Annotated in this window: 15 protein-coding genes; 10 read left to right on the top strand and 5 right to left on the bottom strand. The window is 64.3% G+C overall.

The window, feature by feature from the left end:
* Positions 1 to 2: 2 nt before the first annotated feature.
* The gene (locus tag ACQR1B_RS25320) at positions 3 to 428 is read right to left on the bottom strand and encodes a response regulator (RefSeq protein ID WP_434834902.1); all 426 of its coding nucleotides are present in this window, start codon (positions 426 to 428) and stop codon (positions 3 to 5) included.
* Between the two features lie 447 nt (positions 429 to 875).
* Between ACQR1B_RS25320 and nifH the strand changes: the two genes are divergently transcribed.
* The 10 genes from nifH to hspQ all read left to right on the top strand — a co-directional run bounded on the left by nifH (position 876) and on the right by hspQ (position 9,957).
* Positions 876 to 1,763 (top strand): nitrogenase iron protein, encoded by an 888-nt coding sequence (gene nifH, locus ACQR1B_RS25315; protein WP_012045780.1) that lies wholly within the window; start codon positions 876 to 878, stop codon positions 1,761 to 1,763.
* A 72-nt stretch (positions 1,764 to 1,835) separates the two neighbouring features.
* The gene (gene nifD / locus ACQR1B_RS25310) at positions 1,836 to 3,338 is read left to right on the top strand and encodes a nitrogenase molybdenum-iron protein alpha chain (protein ID WP_434834903.1); all 1,503 of its coding nucleotides are present in this window, start codon (positions 1,836 to 1,838) and stop codon (positions 3,336 to 3,338) included.
* A gap of 83 nt (positions 3,339 to 3,421) precedes the next feature.
* A complete protein-coding gene (nifK, locus tag ACQR1B_RS25305) occupies positions 3,422 to 4,981 on the top strand; it encodes a nitrogenase molybdenum-iron protein subunit beta (RefSeq protein WP_434834904.1) in 1,560 nt (519 codons plus the stop codon).
* Positions 4,982 to 5,108: 127 nt separating this feature from the next.
* The gene (nifE, locus tag ACQR1B_RS25300) at positions 5,109 to 6,782 is read left to right on the top strand and encodes a nitrogenase iron-molybdenum cofactor biosynthesis protein NifE (protein WP_434834905.1); all 1,674 of its coding nucleotides are present in this window, start codon (positions 5,109 to 5,111) and stop codon (positions 6,780 to 6,782) included.
* A gap of 10 nt (positions 6,783 to 6,792) precedes the next feature.
* The gene (gene nifN, locus ACQR1B_RS25295; protein WP_434834906.1) at positions 6,793 to 8,190 is read left to right on the top strand and encodes a nitrogenase iron-molybdenum cofactor biosynthesis protein NifN; all 1,398 of its coding nucleotides are present in this window, start codon (positions 6,793 to 6,795) and stop codon (positions 8,188 to 8,190) included.
* A 25-nt stretch (positions 8,191 to 8,215) separates the two neighbouring features.
* Positions 8,216 to 8,611: a nitrogen fixation protein NifX gene (nifX, locus tag ACQR1B_RS25290; protein WP_434834907.1), complete on the top strand. Its 396-nt coding sequence runs from the start codon at positions 8,216 to 8,218 to the stop codon at positions 8,609 to 8,611.
* A 10-nt stretch (positions 8,612 to 8,621) separates the two neighbouring features.
* Positions 8,622 to 9,092, top strand: coding sequence for a NifX-associated nitrogen fixation protein (locus tag ACQR1B_RS25285; protein ID WP_434834908.1), 471 nt, complete (start codon positions 8,622 to 8,624; stop codon positions 9,090 to 9,092).
* Positions 9,093 to 9,108: 16 nt separating this feature from the next.
* Positions 9,109 to 9,309, top strand: coding sequence for a CCE_0567 family metalloprotein (locus ACQR1B_RS25280; protein WP_012045814.1), 201 nt, complete (start codon positions 9,109 to 9,111; stop codon positions 9,307 to 9,309).
* Between the two features lie 23 nt (positions 9,310 to 9,332).
* The gene (fdxB, locus tag ACQR1B_RS25275; protein ID WP_434834909.1) at positions 9,333 to 9,620 is read left to right on the top strand and encodes a ferredoxin III, nif-specific; all 288 of its coding nucleotides are present in this window, start codon (positions 9,333 to 9,335) and stop codon (positions 9,618 to 9,620) included.
* Positions 9,621 to 9,630: 10 nt separating this feature from the next.
* Complete coding sequence (hspQ, locus tag ACQR1B_RS25270) at positions 9,631 to 9,957, top strand: heat shock protein HspQ (protein WP_434834910.1); 327 nt, start codon at positions 9,631 to 9,633, stop codon at positions 9,955 to 9,957.
* A gap of 671 nt (positions 9,958 to 10,628) precedes the next feature.
* Here the strand turns inward: hspQ and ACQR1B_RS25265 are convergent.
* From ACQR1B_RS25265 to ACQR1B_RS25250, 4 genes are all read right to left on the bottom strand, one after another.
* Complete coding sequence (locus ACQR1B_RS25265; RefSeq protein ID WP_434833420.1) at positions 10,629 to 11,780, bottom strand: IS110 family transposase; 1,152 nt, start codon at positions 11,778 to 11,780, stop codon at positions 10,629 to 10,631.
* A gap of 299 nt (positions 11,781 to 12,079) precedes the next feature.
* Complete coding sequence (locus tag ACQR1B_RS25260; protein WP_284423601.1) at positions 12,080 to 12,397, bottom strand: hypothetical protein; 318 nt, start codon at positions 12,395 to 12,397, stop codon at positions 12,080 to 12,082.
* A gap of 31 nt (positions 12,398 to 12,428) precedes the next feature.
* Positions 12,429 to 13,280, bottom strand: coding sequence for a sulfurtransferase (locus ACQR1B_RS25255; RefSeq protein WP_434834911.1), 852 nt, complete (start codon positions 13,278 to 13,280; stop codon positions 12,429 to 12,431).
* 53 nt (positions 13,281 to 13,333) lie between these two features.
* The gene (locus tag ACQR1B_RS25250; protein WP_434834912.1) at positions 13,334 to 13,792 is read right to left on the bottom strand and encodes a hypothetical protein; all 459 of its coding nucleotides are present in this window, start codon (positions 13,790 to 13,792) and stop codon (positions 13,334 to 13,336) included.
* Between the last annotated feature and the right edge of the window lie 185 nt (positions 13,793 to 13,977).

Below are 13,977 nucleotides of genomic sequence, written 5' to 3'. Positions count from 1 at the left end.
CGTCATCTGCTGATCTCCGTGGACACCAGGGCGAGCGATGCCGCCGAGCCTGGTTCCGTGCAGCGCCGCGCCAGCACCGAGTCGACCGCATGGGTGACGCCGTCGAAGGTGATGGGCTTGGCGATGATGGCTTCGGCGCCCTGGCGCAGTCCCGCCAGCGCGAGCGGGGATTTCGTCGATCCTGCGACCACGATGATGCCGGCCTGGTGCAGCTTTCGTGCGAGCATGCCGACGGTCTCGGCGCCGTCGTCCTCCAGGATGCTGCTCCCGACCAGCACCGCATCCGGCGTTGCTCGGACGGCCTTGCTCAGGGCGTCCGCGGTCTCCGCGAACGTGAAGGTCTCATGACGCTCGCTGAGAATGTAGCCGAGCGCCGAGCGGATCACCTGATCGGCTTCTATGACAAAGACGCGCGCCTTGCTCGACATCAAAATGCTCCTGCTGGTCCGTTCGCAAACGGATTGATCTAGATCAAGCAAACTCCGTACCGCCGCTCTTGAGCCGGCTTGCGCAGCGCTGGCGCGTGTTTGTCGCTGTTGCGCTGCGTGGTGCCCGTGATGACGTGTGTCGTTTCGGACAGCACGGCGCGGGAGCGTCGGGTGAAAACCCGTGATGTCGGGTTTGCAACAAGTACATCCTAGCGCCGAGCTTGGCCGCATCTCTTTCAAAACATGGCCTTTTTAACGATTCCAAAGCTCTGGCACAGCCGTTGCAAAACTGGTCTCAGGCAAAGGTTGAGGGCTGAGTGCACGCCGACGCTTCGGACGAGCGATGCTCTCCTTCCCAATAACCCGTCTGCCGGTTCTGGAGAGAGGACGCGGTCTCGTCATGCAAGGCGCGTGCGGGACATTGGCAATCGGTTGATGGAGAGCATCATGGCATCGCTGCGACAAATCGCATTCTACGGCAAAGGCGGCATCGGCAAGTCGACGACGTCGCAAAACACCCTGGCCGCGCTGGCCGAGATGGGTCATCGGATCCTGATCGTCGGCTGCGACCCCAAGGCGGATTCGACCCGCCTGATCCTGCACGCCAAGGCGCAGGACACCATCCTGAGCCTGGCCGCTGCCGCGGGCAGCGTCGAGGACCTCGAGATCGAAGAGGTGATGAAGGTCGGCTATCGCGACATCCGTTGCGTCGAGTCCGGCGGTCCGGAGCCGGGCGTCGGCTGCGCCGGCCGCGGCGTGATCACCTCGATCAACTTCCTGGAAGAGAACGGCGCCTATGAGGACATCGACTACGTGTCCTACGACGTGCTGGGCGACGTGGTGTGCGGCGGCTTCGCGATGCCGATCCGCGAGAACAAGGCGCAGGAAATCTACATCGTGATGTCCGGCGAGATGATGGCGATGTATGCCGCCAACAACATCTCCAAGGGCATTCTGAAGTATGCGAATTCCGGTGGCGTGCGCCTGGGCGGCCTGGTCTGCAACGAGCGCCAGACCGACAAGGAGCTGGAGCTGGCCGAGGCTCTCGCCAAGAAGCTCGGCACCCAGCTGATCTACTTCGTGCCGCGCGACAACATCGTGCAGCACGCGGAGCTGCGCCGCATGACCGTGCTGGAATATGCGCCGGAGTCGGTCCAGGCCAACCACTACCGCAACCTGGCGACCAAGATCCATGGCAATGCCGGCAAGGGCATCATCCCGACCCCGATCACGATGGACGAGCTCGAGGACATGCTGATGGAGCACGGCATCATGAAGGCGGTCGACGAGAGCCAGATCGGAAAGACTGCCGCCGAACTCGCCGCAACGGCGTAACCGCCACCGGTCACCCGGCCCTTCGTCGGAGGGGACGGGTGACCCCCGCAACCGATCATCAAGGAAAGCCAGATGAGCGTCATCGAGAAACAAAGCGTCGCCGAGATCAAGGCGCGCAACAAGGAACTGATCGCCGAGGTCTTGAAGGTCTATCCGGAAAAGACCGCCAAGCGCCGCGCCAAGCATCTCAACGTGCACGAGAACGGCAAGTCCGACTGCGGCGTCAAGTCGAACATCAAGTCGATCCCCGGCGTCATGACCATCCGTGGCTGCGCCTATGCCGGCTCGAAGGGCGTGGTGTGGGGCCCGATCAAGGACATGATCCACATCAGCCACGGCCCGGTCGGCTGCGGCCAGTATTCCTGGGCGGCGCGCCGCAACTACTACATCGGCACGACCGGCATCGACACCTTCGTGACGATGCAGTTCACCTCCGACTTCCAGGAAAAGGACATCGTCTTCGGCGGCGACAAGAAGCTCGCCAAGATCATGGACGAGATCCAGGAGCTGTTCCCGCTGAACAACGGCATCACCGTGCAGTCGGAATGCCCGATCGGTCTGATCGGCGACGACATCGAGGCGGTCTCCAAGACCAAGTCGAAGGAGTATGACGGCAAGACCATCGTTCCGGTCCGCTGCGAAGGCTTCCGCGGTGTCTCTCAGTCGCTGGGCCATCACATCGCGAACGACGCGATCCGGGACTGGGTGTTCGACAAGCTGCCGGCCGACGCCGCGCCGCGTTTCGAGCCGTCGGACTATGACGTCGCGATCATCGGCGACTACAACATCGGCGGCGACGCCTGGTCGTCGCGCATCCTGCTCGAGGAAATGGGCCTGCGCGTGATCGCCCAATGGTCGGGCGACGGCTCGCTGGCCGAGCTTGAGGCGACGCCGAAGGCGAAGCTGAACGTGCTGCACTGCTACCGCTCGATGAACTACATCTCGCGTCACATGGAAGAGAAGTACAATATTCCGTGGTGCGAGTACAACTTCTTCGGGCCGAGCAAGATCGCCGAATCGCTGCGCAAGATCGCCAGCTATTTCGACGACAAGATCAAGGAAGGTGCCGAGCGCGTCATCGCCAAGTACCAGCCTCTGATGGACGCCGTGATCGCCAAGTACCGGCCGCGCCTCGAAGGCAAGACCGTGATGCTGTTCGTCGGCGGCCTGCGTCCGCGCCACGTGATCGGCGCCTATGAGGACCTCGGCATGGAGGTCGTGGGCACCGGCTACGAGTTCGGCCACAACGACGACTATCAGCGCACCGCCCAGCATTACGTCAAGGACGGCACGCTGATCTATGACGACGTGACCGGCTACGAGTTCGAGAAGTTCGTCGAGAAGATCCAGCCGGACCTCGTCGGCTCGGGCATCAAGGAAAAGTACGTGTTCCAGAAGATGGGCGTGCCGTTCCGCCAGATGCACTCCTGGGACTACTCGGGTCCCTACCATGGCTATGACGGGTTCGCGATCTTCGCCCGCGACATGGACATGGCCATCAACTCGCCGGTCTGGAAGATGGCCAAGGCCCCCTGGAAGCAGGCGCCCAAGCCGTTGCTGCAGGCGGCCGAGTAATCACCACCACCCACGGCCTGGCTCTCCTTCGGCGGAGAGCCAGCGCTCCCTGATCGACACAGGAAAATAGAGAGGGTTATCCCATGACGCAGTCTGCCGAACATGTGCTCGATCACTTCGAGCTTTTCCGTGGCCCCGAATACCAGCAGATGCTGGCGAACAAGAAGAAGATGTTCGAGAATCCGCGTGATCCCGCGGAAGTCGAGCGCATTCGTGAATGGGCCAAGACGCCCGAATATCGCGAGAAGAATTTCGCCCGCGAGGCGCTGACCGTCAATCCGGCCAAGGCCTGCCAGCCGCTCGGCGCCGTGTTCGTCGCCGTTGGCTTCGAGAAGACGCTGCCGTTCGTGCACGGCTCGCAGGGCTGCGTCGCCTATTATCGCAGCCATCTGTCGCGCCACTTCAAGGAGCCGAGCTCCTGCGTGTCGTCGTCGATGACCGAGGACGCAGCTGTGTTCGGCGGCCTCAACAACATGATTGACGGCCTTGCCAACGCCTACAACATGTACAAGCCGTCGATGATCGCGGTCTCCACCACCTGCATGGCGGAAGTCATCGGTGACGACCTCAACGCGTTCATCAAGACCTCGAAGGAAAAGGGCTCGGTTCCGGCCGAGTTCGACGTGCCCTTCGCCCACACGCCTGCCTTCGTCGGCAGCCATGTCACCGGCTACGACAACGCGATGAAGGGCATTCTCGAGCACTTCTGGGACGGCAAGGCCGGCACCGCGCCGAAGCTCGAGCGCGTTCCGAACGAGAAGATCAACTTCATCGGCGGCTTCGACGGCTACACCGTCGGCAACATCCGCGAGGTCAAGCACATCTTCGAGGAGATGGGGATCGAATACACGATCCTCGGCGACAATTCGAACGTGTTCGACACGCCGACCGACGGCGAGTTCCGCATGTATGACGGCGGCACCACGCTGGAGGAGGCGGCCAACGCCGTTCACGCCAAGGCGACCATCTCGATGCAGCACTATTGCACCGAGAAGACCCTGCCGCTGATCAAGAACCACGGCCAGGAAGTGGTGTCGTTCCACCATCCGGTCGGCGTCACCGGCACCGATGCCTTCGTGATGGCGCTGTCGCGCATCACGGGCAAGGAGATCCCGGAATCGCTGGCGCTCGAGCGCGGCCGCCTGGTCGACGCGATCGCCGACTCCAGCGCGCACATCCATGGCAAGAAGTTCGCGATCTACGGCGATCCGGATCTCTGCCTCGGCCTCGCCGCGTTCCTGCTCGAGCTCGGCGCCGAGCCGACCCACGTGCTCGCCACCAACGGCAACAAGGATTGGGCCGAGAAGGTGCAGGCCGTGTTCGACTCGTCGCCGTTCGGCAAGAACTGCCATGTGTATCCCGGCAAGGATCTCTGGCACATGCGCTCGCTGCTGTTCACCGAGCCGGTCGACTTCCTGATCGGCAACACCTACGGCAAGTATCTGGAGCGCGATACCGGCACCCCGCTGATCCGCATCGGCTTCCCGATCTTCGATCGCCACCACAAGCACCGCTACCCGGTGTGGGGCTATCAGGGCGGCCTCAACGTGCTGGTCACGATCCTCGACAAGATTTTCGACGAGATCGATCGCAACACCAACGTGCCGGCCAAGTCGGACTACAGCTTCGACATCATTCGCTGAGTTCACGCGCGGCGGCCTCCCGGGGCCGCCGCGTTTCGATGTTGGGAGCAGGGCTCGAGGGGAGGCATTCGTGCCCGAGCCCTGTCTTTCGAAAGACGCGCACACGGTCCGCCAACAGGAGAAGCCAATGAGCTCGCTGTCTGCCACGATCCAGAACGTCTTCAACGAGCCGGGTTGCGGCAAGAACGCCAACAAGTCCGAGGCCGAGCGCAAGAAGGGCTGCACCAAGCAGCTGCAGCCGGGCGGCGCGGCCGGCGGATGCGCCTTCGATGGCGCCAAGGTCGCCTTGCAGCCGCTGACCGACGTCGCGCATCTCGTGCACGGACCGATCGCCTGCGAAGGAAATTCCTGGGACAACCGCGGTGCAGCCTCGTCGGGCTCGCAGATCTGGCGCACCGGTTTCACCACCGACATCAACGAGACCGACGTCGTGTTCGGCGGCGAGAAGCGCCTGTACAAGGCGATCAAGGAAATTATCGAGAAATACGATCCGCCGGCGGTTTTCGTCTACCAGACCTGCGTGCCCGCCATGACCGGCGACGACATCAACGCGGTCTGCAAGGCGGCCTCGGCCAAGTTCGGCAAGCCCTGCATTCCGGTCAATTCGCCAGGTTTCGTCGGCCCGAAGAACCTCGGCAACAAGCTCGCCGGCGAGGCGCTGCTCGATCACGTGATCGGCACGGTCGAGCCGGAGGTCACCACGCCCTACGACCTCAACATCATCGGCGAATACAATCTCTCCGGCGAATTGTGGCAGGTGAAGCCGCTGTTCGACGAACTCGGCATCCGGATCTCCGCCTGCATTTCCGGCGATGGTCGCTACAAGGACGTGGCGTCGTCGCACCGTGCCCGTGCCGCGATGATGGTGTGCTCCAAGGCGATGATCAACGTCGCCCGCAAGATGGAGGAGCGCTACGGCATTCCGTTCTTCGAGGGCTCGTTCTACGGCATCCAGGATTCCTCGGACTCGCTGCGCGAGATCGCGCGCCTGCTTGTCGAGCGCGGCGCGCCGGCCGACCTGCTCGACCGCACCGAGGCGGTGATCGCGCGCGAGGAGGCCAAGGCGTGGGCGGCGATCGAGCCGTTCAAGAGGCGTCTGACCGGCAAGAAGGTACTGCTGATCACCGGCGGCGTGAAGTCGTGGTCGGTGGTGGCGGCGCTGCAGGAGGCCGGCATGGAGCTGGTCGGCACCTCCGTGAAGAAGTCCACCAAGGAGGACAAGGAGCGTATCAAGGAGCTGATGGGCCAGGACGCCCACATGATCGACGATATGGCGCCGCGCGAGATGTACAAGATGCTCAAGGACGCCAAGGCCGACATCATGCTCTCGGGCGGCAAGTCGCAGTTCGTGGCGCTGAAGGCCGCGATGCCCTGGCTCGACATCAACCAGGAGCGCTCGCACGCCTTCATGGGCTATATCGGCATGGTCAAGCTGGTCGCCGAGATCGACAAGGCGATCTACAACCCGATGTGGGAGCAACTGCGCAAGCGCGCGCCTTGGGAGACCGCCAACAATAACTGGCAGGCGAGGGCGATCGCGCAGGCCAACGCGGAGGCCGCGGCGCTGGCCGCCGATCCGGTTGCGGCCGAAGCCGCGCGCCGGGCCAAGAAGATCTGCCACTGCAAGTCGGTCGATCTCGGCACCATCGAGGACGCCATCAAGACTCATGGTCTGAGCGACGTCGCCGGCGTCCGCACCCACACCAACGCGTCGGGCGGCTGCGGCGCCTGCGCCGGCCGGGTGGAGGACATCCTGGCGGCCCAGAAGGCGCCGGCCGAGCTGCTGCAGGCGGCGGAGTAGGGCGGCGCACATGGGCAAGGTCACCATTGGAAAGAAAGCCTGCGCGGTCAATCCGCTCAAGATGAGCCAGCCGATCGGTGGCTCGTTCGCCTTCCTCGGCCTGCGCGGCGCGATGCCGCTGCTGCACGGCTCGCAGGGCTGCACCTCGTTCGGCCTGACCCTGTTCGTGCGCCACTTCAAGGAAGCGGTGCCGATGCAGACGACGGCGATGAGCGAGGTCGCCACCGTGCTCGGCGGCTATGAGAATGTCGAACAGGCGATCCTCAACATCTACAAGAAGCAGAAGCCGGAGATCATCGGCATCTGCTCGACTGGCGTCACCGAGACCAAGGGCGACGACGTCGACGGCTACATCCGGCTGATCCGCGAGAAGCATCCGGAACTCGCGACCTATCCGCTGGTCTATGTCTCGACGCCCGATTTCAAGGACGCTTTCCAGGACGGCTGGGACAAGACGGTCGCCAAGATGGTCGAGGTGCTCGTCGACAAGCCGACCTCGTCGCGGCGCGATCCCGCCCGCGTCAACGTGCTGCCAGGCTGCCATTTGACGCCTGGCGACATCGAGGAGCTCAGGACCATCTTCGAGGATTTCGGCCTGGAGCCGTCGTTCCTGCCGGATATCGGCGGCTCGCTCGACGGTCACATCCCCGACGAGTTCACGCCGACCACGATCGGCGGCATCGGCCTGGAAGAGATCGCGACCATGGGCAGCGCGTCGTGGACGATCGCAATCGGCGCGCAGATGAAGCGGGCGGCGGAGGCGATGCAGGCCAGGACCGGCGTGCCGTACCGGCTGTTCGAGCGGCTCTGCGGCCTGTTGCCGAACGACGAGTTCATGAGCTTCCTGAGCGAAATCTCGGGGCGTCCGGTGCCGGCGAAGTATCGCCGGCAGCGCGGCCAACTGGCTGACGCGATGCTGGATGCGCATTTCCACATCGGCGGCCGCAAGCTCGCCATTGGCGCCGAGCCGGACCTGCTGTTCGACGTCGCCAGTATGCTGCATGACATGGGCGCCGAGATCGCGGTCGCCATCACCACCACGCAGTCGCCGGTGCTCGAACGCATGCCGTGCGAGGAAGTGCTGATCGGCGACCTCGAGGATCTGGAGAATTTGGCCAAGGCGCGCGACTGCGGTCTGATGATGACGCATTCGCACGGCCGCCAGGCGGCCTCGCGGCTGAAGATTCCGTTCTACCGGATTGGCTTTCCGATGTTCGACCGGCTCGGAGCCGGACATCTGCTGACGGTCGGCTATCGCGGCACCCGCGACCTCGTCTTCGCGCTGGCCAATCTCATCATCGCCGATCGCGAGGACAATCATCAGCCGACGCCGGACACCTGGCTCGATCCCTGGAAGGATTTCCAGCCGGAATCGCCGGATTCCGCCGTCGTGGCGCCGCTGCATTGACGTGTCAGAAGAAAGGACCGACGACATGAAAGTCGCATTCGCTACCCAGGATCTGAAACGCGTCGACGCCCATTTCGGTTGGGCCAAGAACATCGCGATCTACGATGTCGACACCGCCGGGCATCGCTTCGTCGAGACCGTCGAGTTCGACGGCGATCTCAAGGAGGACGGCAACGAGGACAAGCTGGCGCCGAAGATCGAGGCCATCAAGGATTGCGCCATCCTCTATGTCGCCGCGATCGGCGGCTCCGGCGCCGCGCGCGTCGTCGCCAACAACATCCATCCGATGAAGGTCACCCAGCCCGAGGAGATCAGCGATCTCCTGGGCAAGCTGCAGGCCGTGCTGGCGGGCACGCCGCCGCCGTGGCTGCGCAAGGCGCTGGCCAAGGGCCAGGAACGTGTTCTCGATTTCGAGGAATGAGGAAACCATCATGTCCGATACCGCGGTAGCAGTCGAAATGGTACCCGCCGAGCAGCGGCCCTTCGTCAAGGAACTCATCAAGGTCTGGCGCGCCCAGGACACCCATGGCGCCTGGGAGGGCAAGAAGGACATCGACCTGCTCGAGCCCTACATCCTGGACAAGGAGAAGCGCCGGGCGCTGCCGATCATCGGCGACCCCGATCCGGAGACGATCTGGCGGCTGGAGCTGTTCTTCAACGCGATCGCGCTGTCGATCGAGAAGGCCACCGGCGTCATGATCTCGCCGATGCTGAAGATGAGCCATGAGGGCTTTGGCCGCATGGTGCTGATCGGCGGCCGGCTGATCGTGGTCAACAAGCAGCTGCGCGACGTGCACCGCTTCGGCTTCGACAATCTCGGCAAGCTGGCCGACGAGGGCGACAAGTTCGTCAACGCCGGCGTCGAGATGATCGAAAAGTTCAAGGACGTCGCAAACTACTAACGGCGAGGATGAGACGATGAGCGACCTGGATACATTGAAGGCCGAGATCAAGAAGCTGTCGGCCCGCGCCATGGATGCCAAGATGAACCTGCACGACCTGTCGGAGGAGCTGCCCATCAATTGGGACCAGATCCTGCCGACCGCGCAGAAGGCGCATGAGGCGTTCGCCGAGCTGGAGAAGAAGCGGGCCGAGCTGAAGAAGCTCGAAACCGCGTGATCCAATCGTAAGGACCCGTCATCATGTCCAATTCAACCCGCGACGGCCGCGATTGGCGGCCGGACTATCTGGTCGCCATCGATCCCGCCAAGTGCATCGGCTGCGGCCGCTGCTACAAGGTGTGCGGCCGCGAGGTGATGACCCTGAAGGGCATCAACGACGAGGGCGAGTTCGTCGAGCTCGACGACGACGAGGATGACGAGGTCGAGAAGAAGATCATGGTCATGAACGACACCGGGGCCTGCATCGGCTGTGGCGCCTGCGCCCGGGTCTGTCCGACCAACTGCCAGACCCATTCGCCGGCGGCGTGAGCGAGCTGTCATGGTGCGGATGGAAGCGAAATTCACGATCGGCCAGGTGACCCGTCACCGCGTTTACGATCTGCGCGGTGTCGTGTTCGACGTCGACCTCTCGTTCTCGAAGGAGGAGGGCTGGCGCGCCATCACGATGGACACACGGCTCGACAAGGAGCAGCCGTTCTACTATCTGCTCGCCGAGTGCGGCGAGAGCAGCTATATCGCGTACGTGCCCGAACAGAACCTGGTGGCCGACGGCTCGGGCGAGCCGGTGAAGCATCCCGATATCGGCGAGCTGTTCGACGTCGATGACGAGGGCAGCTATCGCTACCGCGGGCGGGTTTTTCAGTAGATCGGTCGCCACCTCACTCCAGCGTCATTGCGAGGAGCCGCAGGCGACGAAGCAATCCAGAGTCCCGGCATAGCTCTGGATCGCGTCGCTGCGCTCGCGATGACGCCGATGAACCCGCAGGGTGGGCAAAGGCGCCTGTGCGGTCTTTCCACGCTGATTCAGCTAATGCGCCGTGCCCACCATCTTGCCACGGCGCGAGATGGTCATGGTGGGCACGCCATCGCGCGGCGCTCCGCGCCGCCCGCTGGCTTTGCCCACCCTCATATGGGGTCTTGTGAGTCAAGTCTCGTTTGATAGGTCGGGTTGTTTTTTCGAGGGGCGGTTGGTTTCCTTGAGTGTGTGTGTTCGGTGGAGCGAAGCCGGCGTCCGCGCGCTCTCGATATAGCGCCGTAGCGGACGGCGGCTTTGCGGTGGGCAGGGCGATGTCCGGCCTGGGTATCGTCGGTCTCGGTCGAGGACTGGCTTGCGAAGATCCTGCAGCTGTCCGCTGCATCACCTCATATCCGGTCGGATGCTTGGCATCCGGGCCCTTGTTCCGCATGCTTGCGGCGAGAAGCCAAAGAGGATGAGACCCATCTACAAGACGGCTGGTGGTACAGCCCTAGGGTGGCACGGTCGTCATCCATCCTCGCAAGACCGCGGCGAACCGCGGGCCTGATCGCGAAGTTCGTTTACGCCTTCATCAGCGCCTCCTCGGGCACCAGGCCGGTCTCGAGATAGCGCCACAGCGCCACGACGAGCTTGCGCGCCAATGCCACGATCGCGATGCGCCGGGCGCGCTTGCCGGCGTTGAGCGTGCGGGTCTGGAACCAGCGGCTGAGCTCGCTCCCCGGCTGATGACGCACCCAGAGCCAGGCCAGCTCGATCGTCTTCAGGCGGACGTGCGGATTGCCCGCCTTGCTGATGCCCTGCTCGCGATCGATGCCGCCGCTCTTCCACGGACTCGGGGTCAGGCCGCAATAGCTCGCGACCTCGCGCCGGTTGCGGAAGTCCTTGTAGAACAGCTCACCCACCAAGGTGGTGGCGAAGGCCGGCCCGAGCCCTTTGAGGCGTTGCAGCTGCTCCCGCCGCTTGGCCATCGCGTCGGGAGCGTCAGCCGCCTGCGCGGCCGCCAGGCTCTTCTCCAGCGTTGCCAGCTGCTCACGCACCAGCATCAGGCGCGCATGCTCGCGCTTGACCTCCGCCATCACGTGGGGCGGCAGCGGCTGCCCTTGCCAATCGCGCTGCTGCTCGAGCCAGGTGAGCCAGTTGCCGCGCCGCGGGCTGCCGACCTCCAGGCCTGACAGCCGCAGCAGCGCCTTGATCCGGTTGGTGTGGGCCGTCTGTTCGGTCACCAGGCGGTCGCGCTCGCGGCTGACCCGCCGGGCGTCCTCCTGCTCGACCGTCGGCACCCGGACGATCCGGACCACCCGGGGCTCGCCGCGCAAATGGGCCATCAGCGTGCGCAGCAGCAGCTCGCCGTCGATCCGATCTGTCTTCGCCCGCCGTGCCCGCTGCTCGACCGCGATGCTGGCCGGGTCGAACACCAGGTTGCCGATCCCCTCCGCGACCAGCAGCCGGTGCAGCCAGAAGCCGTCATAGCCCGCCTCGTAGCAGCTCATGACCCGCGGCTCCAATCCGAGCTTCTGCGCCGCACGGGCCCGTATCTTGGCGATCAACGCCAGCAGCCCGGCGTGATCGCCACCTTCCAGCTTGTATCGCGACATTCGCCCCTGGTCGGGACTGTGCACCGTGATCAGCCAAGTCTTCTGGCTCAGTTCAATCGCAACGAAAATCGTGCCAGTATCTCCGGCGGTGGGCGTGCCAATGGTCGATGCTTGCATCTGACTCTCCGAGGGTTCGAGTGTGGAAACCCAAACCTATCGGAAGGGCTCGCTCACCGCTCCCCCATGGAATCTACGAACCCCGTTCATCGCGACGAGAATGTTGCTCATGCCCGATGTGCGGCGCCGCTTTCAGCGCTCGACCCTCATGGTGAGGAGGCGCGCAGCGCCGTCTCGAACCATGAGGCTACAGCGTAGGGCCTCGCCCTTCGAGACGCCCGCCTGCGGCGGGCTCCTCAGGGCGAGGAGCCGCGTGCGTGGTGTCTCGAACCATGAAGCCATGATCGTTGATGCGAGGCTTACTCGATCCCCTGTTCCCGCGCCTTCCACATCGCGGCGATACGGAAGCGTTCGTTGATGGCGGCGGGGTTGGCGAGGATGTCGGCCTGGGCGGCGGCGAAGGCGCCCTCGACGATGGCGGCTTCGTCCTTGGTCAGCGTGATGCGGCCGGCCATGTGGGTGGCGTCGGGGGCCGCTTCCCAGATCTTGCGCCGGTTCGGATGCAGTTTGACCTCGACCAGTTCGAAGGCCTCGAGCTCGCCTTCGAGACAGATTGCGAGCCCAATCACCTCGACCTTGCGGCCGTCCTGCGTGGTCTTGACCAGGGTCTTTGCCATGCTCGTACTCCCGTCGTTGCTGTCAGCTGGATCACGCCGCCGCTGCCGTGTCGTCAAGCTGGCTCCATTCCGCCCAGGAGCCGTCATAGACGGCGCTGTTCGGAACACCCAGCCGGTACAGCGCCAGCGCCAGCATGCAGGAGGTGATGCCGGAGGCACAGGTGGTGACGATCGGCTTGGCGAGATCGATGCCCGCCGCCGTGAGGCGCGCGGCGAGCGCGTCGGGCGGCAGCAGCACGCCGGTGTCGGGATCGACCAGGTCGGCCCAGGGCAGGTTGATGGCGCCGGGAATGTGGCCCTGGCGCTTGAAGGTGAACACGTCGGGCTGTGTGCCGTCGAACTTGCCGGGGCCGCGCGCATCGATCAACTGGCCGCCGCTTTGCAGCAGGCTCTGCACGCTGGTTGTGGTCGCGACCAGGCCGGGCCGGAGGCTGGCCGTGAAGCTCGCCGGCGCCGGGCGCACCGGCGTCATTTCGGCGGGCTGCTTCTCCTTGGTCCATTTGCCGAAGCCGCCGTCGAGCAGCGCGACATTGTCATGCCCGAACACGCGAAACATCCACCACACCCGGCCGGCGGCCGAGCCGCCGTAATGTCGGTCGTAGACGATGACGCGATCGGCATTGCCGATGCCGAGCAGCCCGACCTTGTGGGCGAAATCCTCCGCCGTCGGCAGCATGTGCGGCAGCGGATTCGTCTTGTCGGCGACCTGGTCGATGTCGAAATGCACCGAGCCCGGCAGGTGCCGGCCGCGATATTGGGTACGGCCGTCGAGATTGGTGCTCGGATGATGCCAGGTGCAGTCGAGGATCTTGATGCCGGGATCGGTGAGGTGCTGCGCCAGCCATTCGGAGCCGACCAGGGCGTCAGAGGGATCTGTGCTCATGCATGCGCTCGCGATTGTTGTGAAGCCAACGGGATTGCTGACGCGCCGATGCGTCAGAGCGTCTTCGGCATCGGGTAGCCCGGACGCGGACGGGTGTCGTAATATTCCGGACGCTCCGGCCAGCCGCCATCGGCGATGATCTTGAAGGTCGCGACGGTCACCGGCGCGCCGGGCGAGCACGACACTTCGGTGAACTTGATCTCGCGTTCGCCGGGGCCGGCGGAGAAGTCGGCGACCGTGGTGCCGTCAGCCTTGCGCGCCCGCGCGAAGCCGGGCGTGCCGACCGTGGCCGCCGGCACCGAGGCTGCGACGAAGTTCGGCTGCTCGAGGCCATCGGCCGCCGCGCCGAAGGCGGGAGAGGCGAAGGTGAACGTCGCGAGTACGCCGCTGCGGTCGACCGCCTTGTCGGCGGTCGTGGGGCGCGCCACCGAGTAGACGGTCAGCGTGCCGCCGTCGAGGGCCGCCTTGATGTCGTCGAGCGAGCTTTCGACGAAGTCCAGTGTCACGTTCATGTCGATCTCCTTACAAAGGCGCGTTTGCAGGAGAAATTTTCAAGTTCTGTGCCAGTCTCTCGCAGCAGCGAACAAAGACATCCGGACGGGCGGAGTTGCGCGAATCTTGCAACGAGCTTCTTCAGCGAGCCGACCGTCGCTCTCGATGTGCTGAAAGCGGCAATGTCGGACATGCGCCAGACATC

The organism is Bradyrhizobium oligotrophicum (genome assembly GCF_051168495.1).
GTDB classification, from domain to species: Bacteria; Pseudomonadota; Alphaproteobacteria; order Rhizobiales; family Xanthobacteraceae; genus Bradyrhizobium; species Bradyrhizobium oligotrophicum_A.
The sequence above is the reverse complement of the archived record's forward strand: the minus strand, read 5'-3'. Positions and strand labels throughout refer to the sequence as shown.